Below are 16,549 nucleotides of genomic sequence, written 5' to 3'. Positions count from 1 at the left end.
ATTGTTTTTTTAAACTTAATAATAAGTATTTCAATTCAAATTCTTGATAAAAAATCTTAGTGATATATAGTTTAAACTCATCTAAATTAGGCTTTTCTGGGCTATATAGCATATCTAAAGGAAGTTTAAATTTAGAAAACAAATGATCGTTTTGTGCAAAAATCGAAACTTCTTCTCTAGTTAATCGATCATGAAATGCAATTGAAATGTTTCTTAAGGCATTTACTTGTTCTTCTTCAAATTCATGATCTATAACAAATCTATAAAATGGGAATTCATCTGACTGAATCATACTTTGCATAAGTCTAAATTGATATCTTAATAAAGTCACTTCTTTGATTAAATCCATATTTCCCCTCCTTTATTTCCCTAAATTAACCAGTTTATCATAACAATTTATAACTTGAAATACAAATACTTATGATATATCACCCATACAATTTTTATTAACATAACCTATCATTATCAATAGTTAACGATGCTAAAAATTTCGTTATGGGGTAATTAAAACTATTAGCTTGATAGGGATGTGCAAAATACCCAAAAGACATAAAAAATGAAGAAATAAGCATGAAACGTATCGGTGTTGAGAAACTTTTCATAGAAATCCTCCTAATTATGTAACCAGTAAAATCATTTGATGGTTAACTATTTTATACTATAATTATACATAAAGTCAGAAAAAAGTAAATTTTAAGAAGAAGGTGGATCGAATTGAATCAAAACGCTCCAAATGAACTAGAACATATTCGGGAATTTTTAAATACATGGAGAATACCAAACGATACGAGAGAGCCAATTGATTTGCTGCAAACAGAAGAAGACATAAAGCTTTTTATGAAAGAATATTTTGATGAAGAGTTTCCATTTCATACGATAGAGGAATTAAGAGGTTTTCGAGAAGATATTCGGATGACAATTGAAGGCGAAGGATCATTGCAAAAATGGTTAGAGAAATACCCATTTCATGTACATATAAAGGATGATATGAAAGATATTACATATGAACCGGTATATGAAGAGAATGTGTATACAAAAGTGTTAAGCATTGTGTTAATGTCAATTCAAGAAAATGTATGGGGAAGGTTAAAAGCATGTCCAGATTGTCGCTGGGTATTTTATGATCATTCGCGAAATGGAAGTAAAAGATGGTGCGGTATGTATGCTGGAGAAGAAGGAGGAAGAGCATGCGGTACGATTGCGAAAGTGAAAAACTACCGGGCGAAGAGAAAAGGGCGATCTGGTTATGATATGTAATTAATATTAGAGAAAGAAAAATGGATGGGGGAATGTAGAATATGAAAGGTACGCAAATGTTAGCTTTAAATAAAAAGTGTTGGGATACAGTTGCACCTTATTTCTTTCAAGTGGATTGTTTACCTAAATATGGTCCGTATACGGCGTCTGAAGATGAGATTCGTTTGTTCGATTCAATCAGAAAGAAAAAGGTTCTTGATATTGGTTGTGGAAGTGGGCATTCGTTGCAATATATGGCGGAACAAGGGGCAGAGGAATTATGGGGGCTTGATCTTTCGAGTACACAAATTGAAATAGCGAATAAGACGTTAAAGGAATGGAATCCAAAGTTAGTATGCGGAGCAATGGAAGAAGAAGGAGATATTCCGAAAGGATATTTTGATATTGTATATTCCATTTATGCATTAGGTTGGACTTTGGATTTAAGAAAAACGTTGGAACTGATTTATTCATATGTAAAGCCAGGAGGAAGTTTTATTTTTAGTTGGGAGCACCCGGTATATTCAAACTTACAGTATGGTACGGAAGAAGTTGCTATAAAGTCTTCTTATCATAAGGAAACGCCCATTACGTTTGAAACATTTAAAGGAGAAAATGTACAAGCGACATTATATAAGAGAAAAATAAGTACATACATAAATGAGTTAAATAGAGCGGGATTTAAAATTGAGAGAATAGAAGAGCCTGAACCATCAAGCTCGTTTGATGGAGAACTAGCTGAGCCGTCTACGAAGTATTATTCTTTATATAAAGCTAGAATGGTGCCGACTACTTTTATTATTAAAGCTAGAAAGTAAAGTGTTTTTATAAAAGAAGCCTATGATTTCAAATAGATGAAATGATAGGCTTCTTTATTTTAAAAAAATGAGGTCAAAGGTGTACTTTTCTTATAAAAATGCATTTCATATAAAAGGTGTAATTATTTTGGGGAAGGGGGATTGTTGTGCGTCATCATAGAAAGTACAAAAAATTTGGAGTGGCACTGCCTCTTCCGTTTATAGGAGCAACGGGTCCGACAGGTAATAGTGGTCCAATCGGTCCAACTGGAGGGCATGAAGGTCCTGTTGGTCCTACAGGGGTGACTGGACCGACGGGAGCAACTGGGCCCCAAGGTCCTCAAGGTATCAGGGGAATACAAGGTCCCCAAGGGACAACAGGAGCACAAGGAATACAAGGGGCTATTGGTGATACAGGAGAGCAAGGTATAACTGGCCCGACTGGTCTCCAAGGTGCTCAAGGATTAATCGGTAACCAAGGTCTAATTGGTGATATTGGAGTACAAGGATTAGAAGGAATACAAGGAGCAACGGGTCCTGCTGGTAGTCAAGGTATACAAGGCACACAAGGAATACAAGGGGAAATAGGCGAGCGAGGACAAACAGGGGCACAAGGAATGCAAGGAGAGAGAGGCATAACTGGAGTCTCGGGTGTAACTGGTCCACAAGGCCCTCAAGGTGTTCAAGGAATACAAGGAGAGCAAGGGGCTATTGGTATACAAGGAGAAGACGGCTTCCAAGGTATACAAGGAATTACTGGAGAGGAAGGCCCGCAAGGAGCTCAAGGAATACAAGGGGAAGTGGGTCCAACTGGTTCTACTGGAATGCAAGGTGCCCAAGGTATAAGTGGAATAAAGGGGATAACAGGTGCAATAGGTTTACAAGGACCACAAGGTGTGCAAGGAATACAAGGTATAACGGGAGCAACAGGTTTTCAAGGGATAAAAGGAATAAGAGGTATAACGGGAGCGACAGGTAGCATTGGTATTCAAGGCTCAGAAGGACCACCGGGCGGTCCGACGGGAACAACTGGTCCAATTGGTCCATCTAGTGGGGTGACTGGACCAGCTGGACCACCCGGTCCACCAGGAGGTCCAACAGGTCCAACGGGTGCGACTGGTTCAACAGGTGTAAGCGGTGGGATAGGACCAATTGGAGCGCAAGGAGTGCAAGGTATAACCGGTCCAACAGGTCCTCAAGGTGTAAGAGGAGCGCAAGGTTCCCAAGGTGTAGTTGGAGCAGTTGGAGTACAAGGGGCACAAGGTCCTCAAGGTAACCAAGGTATAACCGGTCCAACGGGTGCAGAAGGTTCTCGAGGAATACAAGGTCCGCTGGGAGTAATCGGTCCAACAGGTGCAGAAGGCCCTAAAGGTATTCAAGGTATTCAAGGTGTAATCGGTCCAACAGGTGCACAAGGAATGGTGGGAATCCAAGGTGTAGCTGGTCCAGCTGGTGTTACAGGAGCGGAAGGAGCTCAAGGTGCACAAGGAATCCGAGGAGTAACCGGTCCTGCTGGATCACAAGGTATACAAGGAGTTCAAGGGATACAAGGAGAAACAGGAGCAGCTGGAATACAAGGTCCTCAAGGTGTTCAAGGGATACAAGGGACTACCGGATTGACAGGCACACAAGGTGCACAAGGTCCTCAAGGAGTGCAAGGAATAATAGGACCGACTGGAGCTATTGGCTTGCAAGGTTCTCAAGGATTACAAGGAATAACGGGTCCAACAGGAGCGCAAGGAGTGCAAGGAATTATCGGTCCAACAGGTGCACAAGGAATTAGAGGTCCCCAAGGAAGTGCAGGGGAAGTCGGTATAACAGGCCCACAAGGAGTCCAAGGAGCGCAAGGTAGTCAAGGCCCACAAGGCCCACAAGGAAATGTTGGAATTACAGGTGCAACGGGTGAAACTGGGGCTACTGGAGCAACTGGGGCAACTGGACCACAAGGTGTGCAAGGAGTGCAAGGGATTACGGGAATACAAGGAATAACGGGAACGACAGGCAATACAGGTGCAACGGGTCCGCAAGGAATACAAGGTATACAAGGGATTCAAGGGTTGCAAGGCCCAATTGGAGCAAGTGGTAGTATAGGCCCAGTTGGAGCACAAGGTAGTCAGGGCCCAAGTGGTGTGGTGGGACCGACAGGAGCAACTGGTAGTGCAGGTTCAATAGGTTTCTTGGGAATAGCGGGAGCGACAGGAGCGACTGGCTTACCTAGCGGGGGGGGTTATTTCTTTTCTACTTCAACGAGTACAATTGCAGCGAATGCGTTAATACCAATTAATTCTGGATCTACAGTTTTTGGTTCTGATGTCAGTTTAACAAATGCAACAACTGTAACGTTAAGTACGCCGGGAATTTATTTAGTAAGCTATTATTTTCAAGGTGATCCAACTGGGGGGAATGAAACGATTTCAGTGAGGCTTACTTTAAATGGAACACAAGTCGCAGGGAGTTTTATTTTTTATGTTACAGGAGGTACTTTTATATTAGAACCAGCAGTTTCGAATACGATGGTCATTGAAGTTACTTCTTCAAATGCTACTTTATCTTTACAAAATGGCCCATTAGCTATTGGGCATGTAACGACATTATCTGGTGTGATAACAGCTAGTTTAAATGTATTAAAAATAGTTTGATACGTTAGTTATAACGGGGGGAGCTGCTTGTGAGGGATCAAGATAAGTGTAGTAAGTTTCAAGCACCTATTCCTTTTCCGGCGTCAGGTATTACGGGACCGACTGGTCCAACGGGTCCGACAGGTTCTTTAGGTGGACCAACTGGACCGCAAGGAATACAAGGCGTACAAGGGCCAATTGGTCCAACAGGTCCGACAGGAATACAAGGAGTGCAAGGGGAAATTGGTCCGACTGGACCAACTGGAAATACTGGTATACAAGGTGTGCAAGGTAATTTAGGAGGTAGTGGTTTACAAGGTGTAACCGGAATACAAGGAATACAGGGTCCGATTGGTCCAACAGGGCCAACTGGTTCTCAAGGAATTCAAGGGGAGCAAGGACCAATGGGTCCACAAGGGGAAACTGGTGTTCAAGGTTTACAAGGTCCCCAGGGAGAAATGGGGCAGGTAGGTCCAACAGGAATACAAGGAATACAAGGAGTGCAAGGTGTAATCGGTCCGACTGGTCCAACCGGTTTACAAGGTGATCCAGGGACCGGCAGGAGCAACCGGTCCGACTGGTCCACAAGGAGTGCAAGGAGCACAGGGGCCAATCGGTCCAACCGGCCCTCAAGGTCTACAAGGCATACAAGGTGAGCAAGGAGTAAGGGGAGCGACCGGTCCAACTGGTTTACAGGGGCTACAAGGAATCCAAGGTCCGAGTGGTCCAACCGGTCCTCAAGGAGTGCAAGGCGTACAAGGTCCGAGTGGCATAACCGGTCCAACTGGTCCTCAAGGAATACAAGGTATTCAGGGACCACAAGGAAGTATAGGCCCAACCGGTCCTCAAGGAATACAAGGTGTGCAAGGTCCACAAGGCCCAACCGGTCCGACTGGTGCAACTGGTCCTCAAGGAATACAGGGAATACAAGGACCACAAGGAGTAACGGGTCCACAGGGAATACAAGGTATACAAGGAATTCAAGGTGTAATCGGTCCAACCGGCCCAACTGGACCGCAAGGAATTCAAGGGATAACCGGTTCGACGGGTCCAACAGGAGCAACAGGAGCAACCGGACCTACTGGTGCAACGGGTCCCCAAGGTCCTCAAGGAATTCAAGGACCACAAGGAGAAACTGGTCCAACAGGAGCAACCGGACCTACTGGAGCAACGGGTCCTCAAGGTCCACAAGGAATCCAAGGTCCACAAGGGGTAACGGGGATAACGGGCCCAACAGGTGCCACAGGTCCAACAGGCTTAACTGGAGCAACAGGATCATCTGCTATATCGACAGGTGGCGGATATTTCTTTTCTACATCAACAAGCACAATTGCAGCAAATGCCAACATCCCAATTAATTCTGGATCCACTGTATATGGAACTGGTGTATCTTTAACTAGTGCTACGACAGTCACAGTAACGACGCCAGGAATATATTTAGTAAGCTACTATTTTCAAGGGGATGCAAATGGTGGGAATGAGACAGTATCTGTTAGATTGCTATTAAATGGAACGCAACTAACAGGGAGTTTTATACAAAACGTAACGACATCAACTGTAGTAATCGAACCAGCCATTTCAAATACACTTCTTGTGAATGTGACGAGTGCCAATTCAACATTAATATTACAAAATGGCCCGTTAGGTGTAGGGCATGTGACTACTATAGCAGGTGCGATTACAGCAAGCTTAAATGTAGTGAGAATTTTATAAAGAATATAAAAAACACAAGGAATGTCTTTGTAAGACACACCTTGTGTTTTTTAATATTAAATAAACATTTTCTTTATCTTTTCGGTTGAAAAATATGCTGAAAGAAGTATTTGTGATGTAAGTTATCTACAACCTTATTTGCTTGATATGTGCGTTGTTTTTCAATTCGAAGTCTTTGCTCCATCATTTTAATTGCGTGATCAGATAAACGTAACATAATACATTCTCCTTTTCTATAAATATAGGTGACTATTTGATATCGATCCCATATTTATAATTAAGGAGGCAAAATGTGTAACATAGGCAAAAAGCACCTTCCTCTCCCATTACGCTTACGAGGTTAGCTGTCGGACTCGGGAAGTGAGAGTTTCCCTACTTAAAAAAGATTCGCCCCAAGTAGCATAGCTACAAAAATGGTTCCCCCGCTCCAAAATTTGGACTCAGCAAAAGGTTTTATAAAGTAAAAAATAACATAAAGGAGCGAACAAGTCAAATTATTTTGTGTATTCTGTCTTTTTTAATTGCGTAAGAATCATACCGTCAGGAAGTATTGTATCTGATACTGTAATGAATCCGTGTTTTTTATATAAAGTAATAGCAGGGGTATTCGCTTTACCTGTTTGTACAATATATGTCATTGGAGAGGGAAACATGTTAAATATATAAATTAGGAGTTTCGTTGCGATTCCTTTTTGAAAAAAATCGGGCGATACAACTAGCCTATGGATATCGATTAGTTTTTCTTCTTGTACAAAAGAAATAAAACCGACAAGTTTATTTTCAGAAAAATATCCATAGAATGTTTCAACGCAATTTTGAATATCGTTTACAGTATCATATAAACGAGGTATGGCAGTACTATTTAAGTAGTCTGCTTCAACTTTATAAGCTGGAATTTGAACCTGTAAAATGGATGTTGCTACTTCAAAAGAAGTGGAATTTAACTTAAGAATCATAGATAATGAAGCCTCCTTTAAATATGGTATATGAATATAATTGCTTTATGGGTGAGTTTGACAATATTTTTCTTTTTTGCATATAATATATGTATCTCCATATGTAAAATAGTAGTAAATATATTTCTATAGTGAAATATGATTAGCAATGATAAATACATATGTTTGTATTAAATCATACAAACTATAATAGAAATGGAGGACTAAAAATGGGATGGATTATCACATTAATAGTTGGTGCTATTATAGGTGCAATTGCTAGTTCTATAACGGGTAAAAATTTCCCAGGTGGTATGTTCGGAAATATTATCGCAGGTTTATTAGGTGCTTCATTAGGTGGTAAATTATTTGGAACTTTTGGGCCGTCTTTTGGTGGGATTCATGTCGTGCCAGCATTATTAGGTGCAATCGTGTTAATTTTTATTGTATCATTTGTAGTGAAAGCTGCAAAGAAATAGATATATAGATTATGATGAAGAGCCCTGAATAAGGGCTTTTCATCATTCGAAGAGGTGGTTTCGTTGGAGAAAATAAATATAAGAAAAAGAGATAAGTTAAGAAAGTTTTTTAGAGAACAAAATTATTTGGCGGTATTACTTGGATTTGCGTTATTGTTCATTAATATTTTATTGCTAACAAAAATATCATTTGTTTTTACACCGTTTATCGTATTTTTAAAAACAATTTTCTTCCCAGTACTATTAGCAGGCGTGCTATTTTATATTTTACATCCATTCGTTTCGCTTTTAGAAAAGAAAGGTGTTTCAAGAATCGTATCGATAGCTTCCATATATTTAATCGTACTAGGATTATTTGTATTTTTAGTTGTAACGGTTATCCCTATTATTAAAGATCAAATTGATGCATTAATTGATAACTTACCGTATTTTGGCCATGAGATTGAACAAGCAGCACGTAGATTCGGGGAAAGTAATTTACTCGGTAAAATTCAGGAGAATTTAAATATTAATGTTGCGAATATGGTAAAAGAATACACAGTTGATTTTACAAAGTCATTATCATCAGTAACTGGGAATGTAACTGGATTTTTGAGTACTGTTACAGAGGTTGTTTTGACATTTGTAATGGTTCCATTTATATTGTTCTATCTTTTAAAAGATGGTGAGCAATTGCCGAATCACTTTTTAAAGTTTATTTCAGAGCAAAGACAACCAGCAGCAATGAGAATACTAGATGATATGCATTATGCGATTAGCTCGTATATTAGAGGTCAAATTATCGTCAGCTTATTTATCGGTATTATGCTATTAATTGGTTATCTTATTATTGGTATTAAATATGCGGTATTACTTGCGATTTTAGCGATGATTGTAAATATCGTTCCGTACGTAGGACCAATTATCGCGATTACACCAGCGTTAATTATCGCATTTATCGACTCGCCAGCAATGGTGTTAAAAGTAATTATTGTTATGATGGTTGTACAATTAGCAGAAGGTAAATTTATTTCTCCGCAAGTCATGGGTAAAAAGTTAGATATTCACCCGATTACTATCATTTTTATCATTTTAACTGCCGGAAACTTATTCGGGATTATGGGCATTATTTTAGCCATTCCAGGATATGCGATATTAAAAGTGTTAGTTACACACGGTTATAGATTTGTTAAGTTGAATACGTGAAAAAAAGCGCTAAAACAGTGGGAACTGTTTTAGCGCTTTTTTATTAACAATTCATTTGCATATTGGCGCGCCCATTGATCCGCTTCTAATATAGCATCTAGTGAAGGATCTTTTACGTTATGATGAGCTTCAATTGTTTTGTAAATTGTTTTTTCAATATCGAAAAAGGCAATTTCATTTTTTAAGAATAGCGCATTCGCAATTTCATTTGCTGCATTTAATACAGCGGGAGTAGTACCACCGATTTTGCCACATTCATATGCGTATTGTAGACAAGGGAACTTCTCTAAATCTGGTTTTTCAAAATGTAAACTACCGATTTCTAATAAATTTAATTTTTCATAGGAAGAAGGTAGCCGAGTAGGATAGTGAAACGCATATTGAATCGGCATTCTCATATCAGGAGCACCGAGCTGTGCCATAACTGATCCATCAATAAATTCTACTAAAGAATGAATGATACTTTCTTTATGAATCATTACATTAATTTTTTCATATGGAATATCAAATAGCCATCTCGCTTCCATTACTTCGAACCCTTTATTCATTAATGTGGCAGAATCAATCGTTAGTTTTGCGCCCATTAACCAGTTTGGGTGCTTTAAAGCATCTTTTGCTTGTAATGTTTGCATTTCATCACGTGTTTTATCACGGAATGCACCACCGGAAGCTGTTACAATTAACTTCTCAATCTCTTTATTATTTTCTCCGTTTAAACATTGGAAAATAGCTGAATGCTCACTATCTACTGGAATTAAGCGACATCCGTTTTGTTTCGCTAGTTCAGTTACGATATGTCCAGCTGCAACCAAAGTTTCTTTATTAGCAATAGCGATATCTTTCTTCGCTTTTAATGCTTCAATTGTTGGAAGTAATCCTGAAACACCTACAACAGAGCTTAATACAAGATTTGAATCAGGGTGAGTAGCTACTGCAATTAAGCCATCAGTCCCGTGTGTGATTTTTGTATTTGCTGAAATACGCGTACGAAGCTTGTCTGCTAAGTCTTTTGTCGCAACGCTTACAATACGAGGTTGAAACGTTTTGATTTGTTGCTCAAGAAGATCGATATTATAATTTGCGGTTAAACCGACGATTTTAAAATGTTCAGGATGAGCTGAAACGACATCTAATGCAGATGTGCCGATGGATCCTGTGGAACCTAAAATGGATATATATTTTACCATGAAAAAACCTCCAAAGTTGTTTCGAATATTTCTGCAAACCTATATAATATTAGACAATTGAAGTGGAAATTCCTTCTATATAAAATAGAAAATTTTGGTTTGTTTGGAAGTGAAATGTGATAAACTGTAAAAAATAACGAAAAAGCAATGAAAGAGAAGAGTACATATTCGAAACTTTTCAGAGAGCTGATATGTGGTGAGAATCAGTAAGGGATGAATATGGAATGGACTCTGGAGCTTCTAACTGAAATGAGTAGGTAAAGACGGTTACTTCACGTTATTGAAGTATGAAGTGAGCTAATGATAGCTAATTAAGGTGGTACCGCGGGAGTCTCTCGTCCTTTTTTAGGATGAGGGGCTCTTTTTATTTTGAGAAAGGAGGAGTTAGTGTGAGTGAAAAAATAATGTTAACAGGAATTAAGCCGACAGGTTATCCACATTTAGGAAATTATATTGGTGCGATTAAACCTGCATTACAAATGTCAAAGAATAATGAAGGAAAAGCATTGTACTTTATAGCTGATTATCATGCATTAAATGCTGTGCATGATTCAGAAAAGTTCAGCAGTTATACGAAAGAGGTAGCAGCTACTTGGTTATCGCTTGGACTTGGAGAAGATGTTATTTTTTATCGACAAACAGAAGTACCGGAAATTCTAGAATTAGCTTGGATTTTAGCTTGCCTAACTCCGAAAGGTCTTATGAACCGTGCTCATGCGTATAAAGCGAAGGTGGAGCAAAATAAAGAAGCAGGGTTAGAGGTCGATGCGGGAGTGAACATGGGGTTATATACGTACCCGATCTTAATGGCAGCTGACATATTATTATTTCAAGCTACACATGTACCTGTCGGAAAAGACCAAATTCAACATATTGAAATCGCGCGTGATATTGCGACGTATTTTAATCATACATTTGGCACGACATTTACACTTCCGGAGTATGTCATACAAGAAGAAGGAGCAATATTACCTGGCCTTGACGGAAGAAAGATGAGTAAAAGTTACGGAAATGTGATCCCATTATTTGCCGAGCAAGAAAAACTACGAAAGTTAATATTTAAAATCAAAACAGATTCTTCACTTCCAAATGAACCAAAAGAACTAGAAACCTTATTTACAATTTATAAAGAATTTGCGACAGAAGACGAAATACAGTCATTACGTGAAAAATATGAGACTGGAATCGGATGGGGCGATGTGAAAAAAGAGTTGTTTCGCGTAGTAGATCGAGAGTTAGCTGGACCTCGTGAAAAGTACGCAATGTATATGAATGAGCCGGATTTATTATATGAAGCATTAGAAAACGGTGCTGAGAAGGCACGCGCTATTGCAAAGGTAAATTTAGCGGAAATTAAAAAACGGATTGGATTTAAGAGGGAACGTTAAGCGTTCCCTTATTTTTTTTGATAATCTGTAATAATCCTCTCAATAACAGGGGGAAGATTATTAGGTAATTCATCAAGTGAAAAGAAGCGTAGTTCTTTTGATTCACTTTGATCGCATACAAGTTCACCATGAAATTCTCGCAAATATAAACAACGAGTACACCGTGTACTTGATCGCCGTTTGGATAGATTTGAAAGTAATCTGGTCCAGAGTATGTACGGAATAGTTCTGGATTTTTAATAATAAGTCCAGTTTCTTCATATACTTCTCGCTTTAAAGCGTCTTCTAATGTTTCGTTATATTCTAAGGCACCGCCAATAATGCCCCAGCGGTTAAAATCTGTACGGAGTTGCAGCAATACTTCATCTTTTTCATTTAATATAATGGCGTGTGATCCTATTAGAATAAGTGGATGATTTCCTACTAGATTTCTCATATCTTCAATATAACCCATGTCATTGCTCCTTGTATTTAATAATAGTTAGGAAGTTCTTTTAACATTCTTTCTGTTTTACGTGCTGTAAAGGCTAAGTTATGGTCATCTTTCGTTCTGAAAAATAATGTGCGTAAAAAGGTTTTAATATTGGCACATAAAATACAATACTCATTAAGCGAAAGGCGTTTTCTAATTTGAGGAAGCCTTTTTATTTTTTTATGAATAATAGAAATTAAATCGTTCTGAGGAAAATCATGATACAGCATTGCTAGTAATGGAGTAACAATGCGTTCATCTTCGTTATTATGAAAAAGGTCAGATGGAATAAAGATTTTATTTAATAAACAATGAATTAATTCTTCGTACCATTCAAAAGTTGTATACGTATTATGAACAATTTCAGTAAAGGCATCAGATACATGAGCAAGACAATGAGCCCATCCTTTATTTTCGATATAGCCCCGAAAATCTGTTTCTAAGTTTGTGTATGTAATGAGTTTATTTTTTATTTCTTCGATATCCTCCTCTGTACAAAAGTAGTGCGAATTAGCGAATTGGAGTATTAACGCAATTAACGAAACAGTGTAAGAACGTGTGAAAACCCCATCTGTATGTGGGGAGTAAATGTCACAATATAAATACTCATCACTTAAACAAGTTTGCAGAAGTAATTTCAGCTGATCGTCCATAAGGAATTCATGATGAATGAAATGCGCAAAACATTTATATATAAGTTGGTAACGAACGTAGCTATCAGTCGTTCCGATATACTGAAGCATGTTCAAAGTTAACTCATTTACGTCTATATGTTGCAGTTGCGTATAGTCATTTTGTTGTATAAGCTCTAACTGTTGTTGCAATGCTGTAATATCCACTGGAGAACCTCCTCCGCACTTTAAAGATGCGATCTTTTCTAGTATTCTATATATTCAAGGACAATCCTGCTCATGCAAGGAGAACGATTAGAAATTCGAGTATGATATAGATGAGGGAAGAATATGACGACGATAGAACAGTTAGAAAAACATTTTAAAATAAGAAGAAATGCTTCTTCTATTATGATAAAAGAAAATAATGCAGAGATTTTTACAGAAGAGCAATTAGAGGAAATGATGCAATATTGCGTTGCTGAAGCTAAAAAAGATGGATTAGAAAAACTACATTTTGAAATCTCTTCAAAAAGTCCAAATTATGATGTGTATAAAAGATGTTTTGAAACGTATTTATTTGAATATGTTACGGAAAACATGATTGTATTTAAAGATATATACGAAGTAGAAGATGTAGAAAGTGAAATTGATTTTAAGCTTATTGAAGAAGTTGGAGAAGAGGCTTTTTATTCACTGTGGAATGAAGCAACGGGAGAACCAGTCGCTCATGATCAATTTGTGCATATGATGCTACAAGAAATTGGTGAGCAATGGAAAGAACATTGCTTAACAGCGAGTGTCGATGAAAAGCAGATAGGAATTGTAATCCCGCATATTGAAAGAGGTACGTTAGAAGAAGGGAAACTTATGTACTTCGCAGTTACTCCAAATATGCGTAATAAGGGATATGAAGCTGCGTTATTTGCAGGTGCGATGTTTGTCTTAAAGGAAATAGGTGCATCTTATTATATTGGTGAGACAAATATGCAAAATGAGTGGATGAAGGATGTTTTTGAAAAGAACGGATGTCAGCTGCTGAGTTGTACTGAGCGGTATGTGAGGAAGTTTTAGGAGGATGAAGGATGTATACTCTCGAACTCGTATAGCGGGAGGGGACTATATATGTTAAAGCAATCCATGCATTCATTCGTGTTACTGTATCCAAATGTATTGTTAGAAGGCTGGAATGTTGAAAAAGTTTCAGAACGTTATGAAGGTGAAAAGTGGGGAACTTTTTGGTTTCAGGTTGTTACTCCAACTGGGATGTTTCGAGTAAAGGAATTTTTTCTCGATATAATGGAACCAGTATTTCCGGATAGCTGTATTTCTCAAGCAAAAGGAGATTGTTTTCAATATAAAGGGCTTGTGTATTGGAAAGGTATAAATTATAAAGGAAAAGAAAGTTACGTTACATCTATATGGAAAACACAAGTTGAAATTTCTGTTGATCATGGATATGTAAAACAAGACGAAATGGAACGATTTCTATTTGAATTACAACCAGTAAATATGGAGCTTGGGAAAACGATATTACATACATCATTTCACTTATTAAGCTTTCAAGCGAAGAGAAGTGAAATGGGTGAGATAGGAAGATGTAGAGAGTGGAATGCTCCAGATGACGTATCCTATGTAAATTTGTTAATTCATGAAAAACTAAATTGGAAACTTGAATCGGTCGGTTTCGGAAATGACGAAACGCAGTATGTATACTGGGACGAAGTTAATAAACTATATGCACTTTGGGTTTGTAGACATAAAAACAAAGCGTACTATCCTATTTCTTCATGGACAATGAACTATGGCCCAAAACAAATTATAAACGGGTTAGAGTTTTATTCGTACCCTAATCGCGGAACAGTTGTATACGAAGATTTAGGTAATGAACAAATCGCATACGTATTTCGCGGTAATCCATGTACAAATTTTGAACAAGTAAAAGAACTTTTCGCCTGTTTGTAAGATAAAAAGAAAAATGAGAACGACAAAATGGATATTCCCATAATACAATAGGGTAAGATTCAATTATAAGAGAAAGCGTTGGTGAAAGAATGGAGCAGCAAAGAAATTGGCTACAAGCAACTGTAGAAAGAATTGAAGATAATACGTTACAAATAAAGTGGGAAAATAATATAGAAGAAGTTCGTATTTATTGGAGTACTTCACCAGATCATATTGAAGAAAATGGAGAACTACTTGCAACTGTAAATGGAGAATTATCATATACAATTGAAAACCCGAGTGAAAATGAACGTCCATATTTTAGACTAGTAGGAAGTAATGGACAAGCAGTGACAGTAGCTGAGCGTAGATTGCCATTACAAGGTGCGTTTAACTTCCGTGATATGGGTGGATATGAAACGACAGATGGACGTAAAGTGAAATGGGGCAAATTATACCGTTCTGAAGAATTAGCAGGACTAACAGAGTGGGATATCGACTATTTACAAAAGTCTGGTTTAAAGTTAATTTGTGACTATCGTACAGACTTTGAGGTAAAGCATAAGCCAAATCCTGAGATTACAGGTGCTCGTCAAGTGTGCTTACCAGTTATGCAAGACTTAGCGAAAGACTTAAATATAAATGAGTTTTTCCAAGTTGGTGACCTTTCTATGTTAGGAAAACCAGGTGAGTATCTTGTGAAAATGAATCAAGATTTCGTAAGTGGTAACGAGGCATTCGTGAGCTTCTTAAACTTAGCGCAAAACCCGGAAAACTTACCGTTAGTAAACCACTGTACAGCTGGAAAAGATCGTACTGGATTTGGTTCAGCATTATTACTACTTTTACTGGGTGTACCAGAAAAAACAGTAATGGAAGACTACTTACTAAGTAACGGATTCCGTGAAAAGCTAAATGAAAAAATGATGGCCTTTTTAGGTGCGAAATTACAAAACGATGAGAGCAGAGCGATATTAGGTGCAATGTTTGAAGCACGTGCTGAATACTTGCAAGCTGCGATTGGTGAAATTCAAAAGCAATACGGATCAGTTGAAGCATACGCTGAAAGGGCTCTTGGCTTTACGAAAGAGTCGTTAGAGGAAATGAAAGAGTTACTGCTGGAAGAAAAGTAAAAAGAAGGGAGGCTGGTTTTAATTAGCCTCCCTTTCTTATTGTTGTTATAATTAAGCTATGAGAATATAGGAGTTGAGAAAAACATCATGAAATACAAAGTTATATTATTCGACGTAGATGATACATTATTAGATTTCCCTGAAACGGAAAGACACGCATTACATAATGCGTTTGTACAGTTTGATATGCCTACAGGGTATAATGATTATCTTGCAAGCTATAAAGAGATTAGTAATGGATTATGGAGAGATTTAGAAAATAAAATGATTACGCTAAGTGAATTAGCAGTAGATCGATTTAGACAATTATTTGCGCTTCATAATATAGACGTAGATGCACAGCAATTTAGTGATGTATATCTTGAAAACTTAGGGAAAGAAGTACATCTTATAGAAGGCGCAGTACAATTATGTGAAAATCTACAAGATTGCAAGTTAGGTATTATTACGAATGGATATACGATGGTGCAACAATCAAGAATCGGAAATTCACCTTTATGTAATTTTTTTGATCATATTATTATTTCTGAAGAAGTTGGTCATCAAAAACCAGCACGTGAGATTTTTGATTATGCGTTTGAGAAGTTTGGGATTACGGATAAATTAAGTGTACTAATGGTCGGAGATTCGCTAACTTCTGATATGAAAGGCGGAGAAGACTTCGGCATTGATACGTGTTGGTATAATCCGAGTTTGAAAGAGAATAAGACGAGTGTTAATCCGACTTATGAAGTGGAGAGTCTGCTACAAATTTTAGAAATTGTAGAAGTGGCGGAAGAAAAGGTAGCTTCATTTTAATCGTGCTGATATTTGTCGAAAAATCGATATATTGAAAAAATCGTTGATATATT

The 16,549-nt window shown here is 37.8% G+C and carries 15 protein-coding genes, 2 pseudogenes, 1 riboswitch and 1 other annotated feature; of the genes and pseudogenes, 11 read left to right on the top strand and 6 right to left on the bottom strand.

Annotation, left to right across the window (positions count from 1 at the left end):
* On the bottom strand, positions 1-349 hold a 349-nt coding region (locus MR168_RS19300; protein WP_242291450.1), incomplete at its 3' end, for a DUF1878 family protein.
* Positions 350-714: 365 nt separating this feature from the next.
* Here MR168_RS19300 and MR168_RS19295 point away from each other — a divergent pair.
* The 4 genes and pseudogenes from MR168_RS19295 (at position 715) to MR168_RS19280 (ending at position 6,364) form a co-directional block, all read left to right on the top strand.
* Positions 715-1,257 (top strand): CGNR zinc finger domain-containing protein, encoded by a 543-nt coding sequence (locus tag MR168_RS19295; RefSeq protein WP_006922529.1) that lies wholly within the window; start codon positions 715-717, stop codon positions 1,255-1,257.
* A gap of 41 nt (positions 1,258-1,298) precedes the next feature.
* Entirely contained in the window at positions 1,299-2,054 is a 756-nt protein-coding gene (locus MR168_RS19290) for a class I SAM-dependent methyltransferase (RefSeq protein WP_025708778.1), read from the top strand.
* A 146-nt stretch (positions 2,055-2,200) separates the two neighbouring features.
* Entirely contained in the window at positions 2,201-4,672 is a 2,472-nt protein-coding gene (locus MR168_RS19285; RefSeq protein ID WP_140159347.1) for a collagen-like protein, read from the top strand.
* Positions 4,673-4,695: 23 nt separating this feature from the next.
* Positions 4,696-6,364 (top strand): annotated as a pseudogene (locus MR168_RS19280) (collagen-like protein).
* Between the two features lie 73 nt (positions 6,365-6,437).
* Here the strand turns inward: MR168_RS19280 and MR168_RS19275 are convergent.
* Together MR168_RS19275 and MR168_RS19270 are read right to left on the bottom strand one after the other, a co-directional pair.
* A complete protein-coding gene (locus MR168_RS19275; protein ID WP_000945243.1) occupies positions 6,438-6,581 on the bottom strand; it encodes a hypothetical protein in 144 nt (47 codons plus the stop codon).
* Between the two features lie 96 nt (positions 6,582-6,677).
* Positions 6,678-6,820, bottom strand: a riboswitch (cyclic di-AMP (ydaO/yuaA leader).
* Positions 6,821-6,858: 38 nt separating this feature from the next.
* Positions 6,859-7,320, bottom strand: coding sequence for a GNAT family N-acetyltransferase (locus MR168_RS19270; protein WP_000601226.1), 462 nt, complete (start codon positions 7,318-7,320; stop codon positions 6,859-6,861).
* A gap of 209 nt (positions 7,321-7,529) precedes the next feature.
* On the opposite strand from MR168_RS19270, the gene MR168_RS19265 reads away from it, so the two are divergent.
* Both MR168_RS19265 and MR168_RS19260 read left to right on the top strand, forming a co-directional pair.
* On the top strand, positions 7,530-7,778 hold the full coding sequence (locus MR168_RS19265) for a GlsB/YeaQ/YmgE family stress response membrane protein (RefSeq protein WP_000539727.1): 249 nt from the start codon (positions 7,530-7,532) through the stop codon (positions 7,776-7,778).
* 63 nt (positions 7,779-7,841) lie between these two features.
* A complete protein-coding gene (locus MR168_RS19260; protein ID WP_000411484.1) occupies positions 7,842-8,963 on the top strand; it encodes an AI-2E family transporter in 1,122 nt (373 codons plus the stop codon).
* A 29-nt stretch (positions 8,964-8,992) separates the two neighbouring features.
* Here MR168_RS19260 and MR168_RS19255 read toward each other — a convergent pair whose 3' ends face one another.
* The gene (locus MR168_RS19255; RefSeq protein ID WP_025708771.1) at positions 8,993-10,150 is read right to left on the bottom strand and encodes a 1-deoxy-D-xylulose-5-phosphate reductoisomerase; all 1,158 of its coding nucleotides are present in this window, start codon (positions 10,148-10,150) and stop codon (positions 8,993-8,995) included.
* A gap of 138 nt (positions 10,151-10,288) precedes the next feature.
* Positions 10,289-10,496: a binding site (T-box leader), on the top strand.
* A 43-nt stretch (positions 10,497-10,539) separates the two neighbouring features.
* Here MR168_RS19255 and MR168_RS19250 point away from each other — a divergent pair.
* Complete coding sequence (locus MR168_RS19250; protein ID WP_016122880.1) at positions 10,540-11,538, top strand: tryptophan--tRNA ligase; 999 nt, start codon at positions 10,540-10,542, stop codon at positions 11,536-11,538.
* Between the two features lie 8 nt (positions 11,539-11,546).
* Here MR168_RS19250 and MR168_RS19245 read toward each other — a convergent pair.
* Positions 11,547-11,992: pseudogene (locus tag MR168_RS19245) on the bottom strand (NUDIX hydrolase).
* Between the two features lie 17 nt (positions 11,993-12,009).
* A complete protein-coding gene (locus MR168_RS19240; RefSeq protein ID WP_000355451.1) occupies positions 12,010-12,849 on the bottom strand; it encodes a DUF2785 domain-containing protein in 840 nt (279 codons plus the stop codon).
* Between the two features lie 123 nt (positions 12,850-12,972).
* On the opposite strand from MR168_RS19240, the gene MR168_RS19235 reads away from it, so the two are divergent.
* From MR168_RS19235 to MR168_RS19220, 4 genes are all read left to right on the top strand, one after another.
* Positions 12,973-13,695 carry a GNAT family N-acetyltransferase gene (locus tag MR168_RS19235; protein WP_086411604.1) on the top strand — a complete coding sequence of 241 codons (723 nt, stop codon included), beginning with the start codon at positions 12,973-12,975 and terminating at the stop codon, positions 13,693-13,695.
* A gap of 51 nt (positions 13,696-13,746) precedes the next feature.
* Positions 13,747-14,586, top strand: a complete 840-nt coding sequence (locus MR168_RS19230; protein ID WP_086411605.1) for a hypothetical protein — start codon at positions 13,747-13,749, stop codon at positions 14,584-14,586.
* 89 nt (positions 14,587-14,675) lie between these two features.
* The gene (locus MR168_RS19225) at positions 14,676-15,698 is read left to right on the top strand and encodes a tyrosine-protein phosphatase (protein ID WP_086388688.1); all 1,023 of its coding nucleotides are present in this window, start codon (positions 14,676-14,678) and stop codon (positions 15,696-15,698) included.
* Positions 15,699-15,785: 87 nt separating this feature from the next.
* Positions 15,786-16,496 carry a YjjG family noncanonical pyrimidine nucleotidase gene (locus MR168_RS19220; protein ID WP_000875908.1) on the top strand — a complete coding sequence of 237 codons (711 nt, stop codon included), beginning with the start codon at positions 15,786-15,788 and terminating at the stop codon, positions 16,494-16,496.
* The last annotated feature ends 53 nt before the right edge of the window (positions 16,497-16,549 follow it).

The sequence above is a fragment of the Bacillus cereus group sp. BfR-BA-01356 genome, from assembly GCF_022663635.1.
GTDB lineage: Bacteria > Bacillota > Bacilli > Bacillales > Bacillaceae_G > Bacillus_A > Bacillus_A cereus.
The sequence above is the reverse complement of the archived record's forward strand: the minus strand, read 5'-3'. Positions and strand labels throughout refer to the sequence as shown.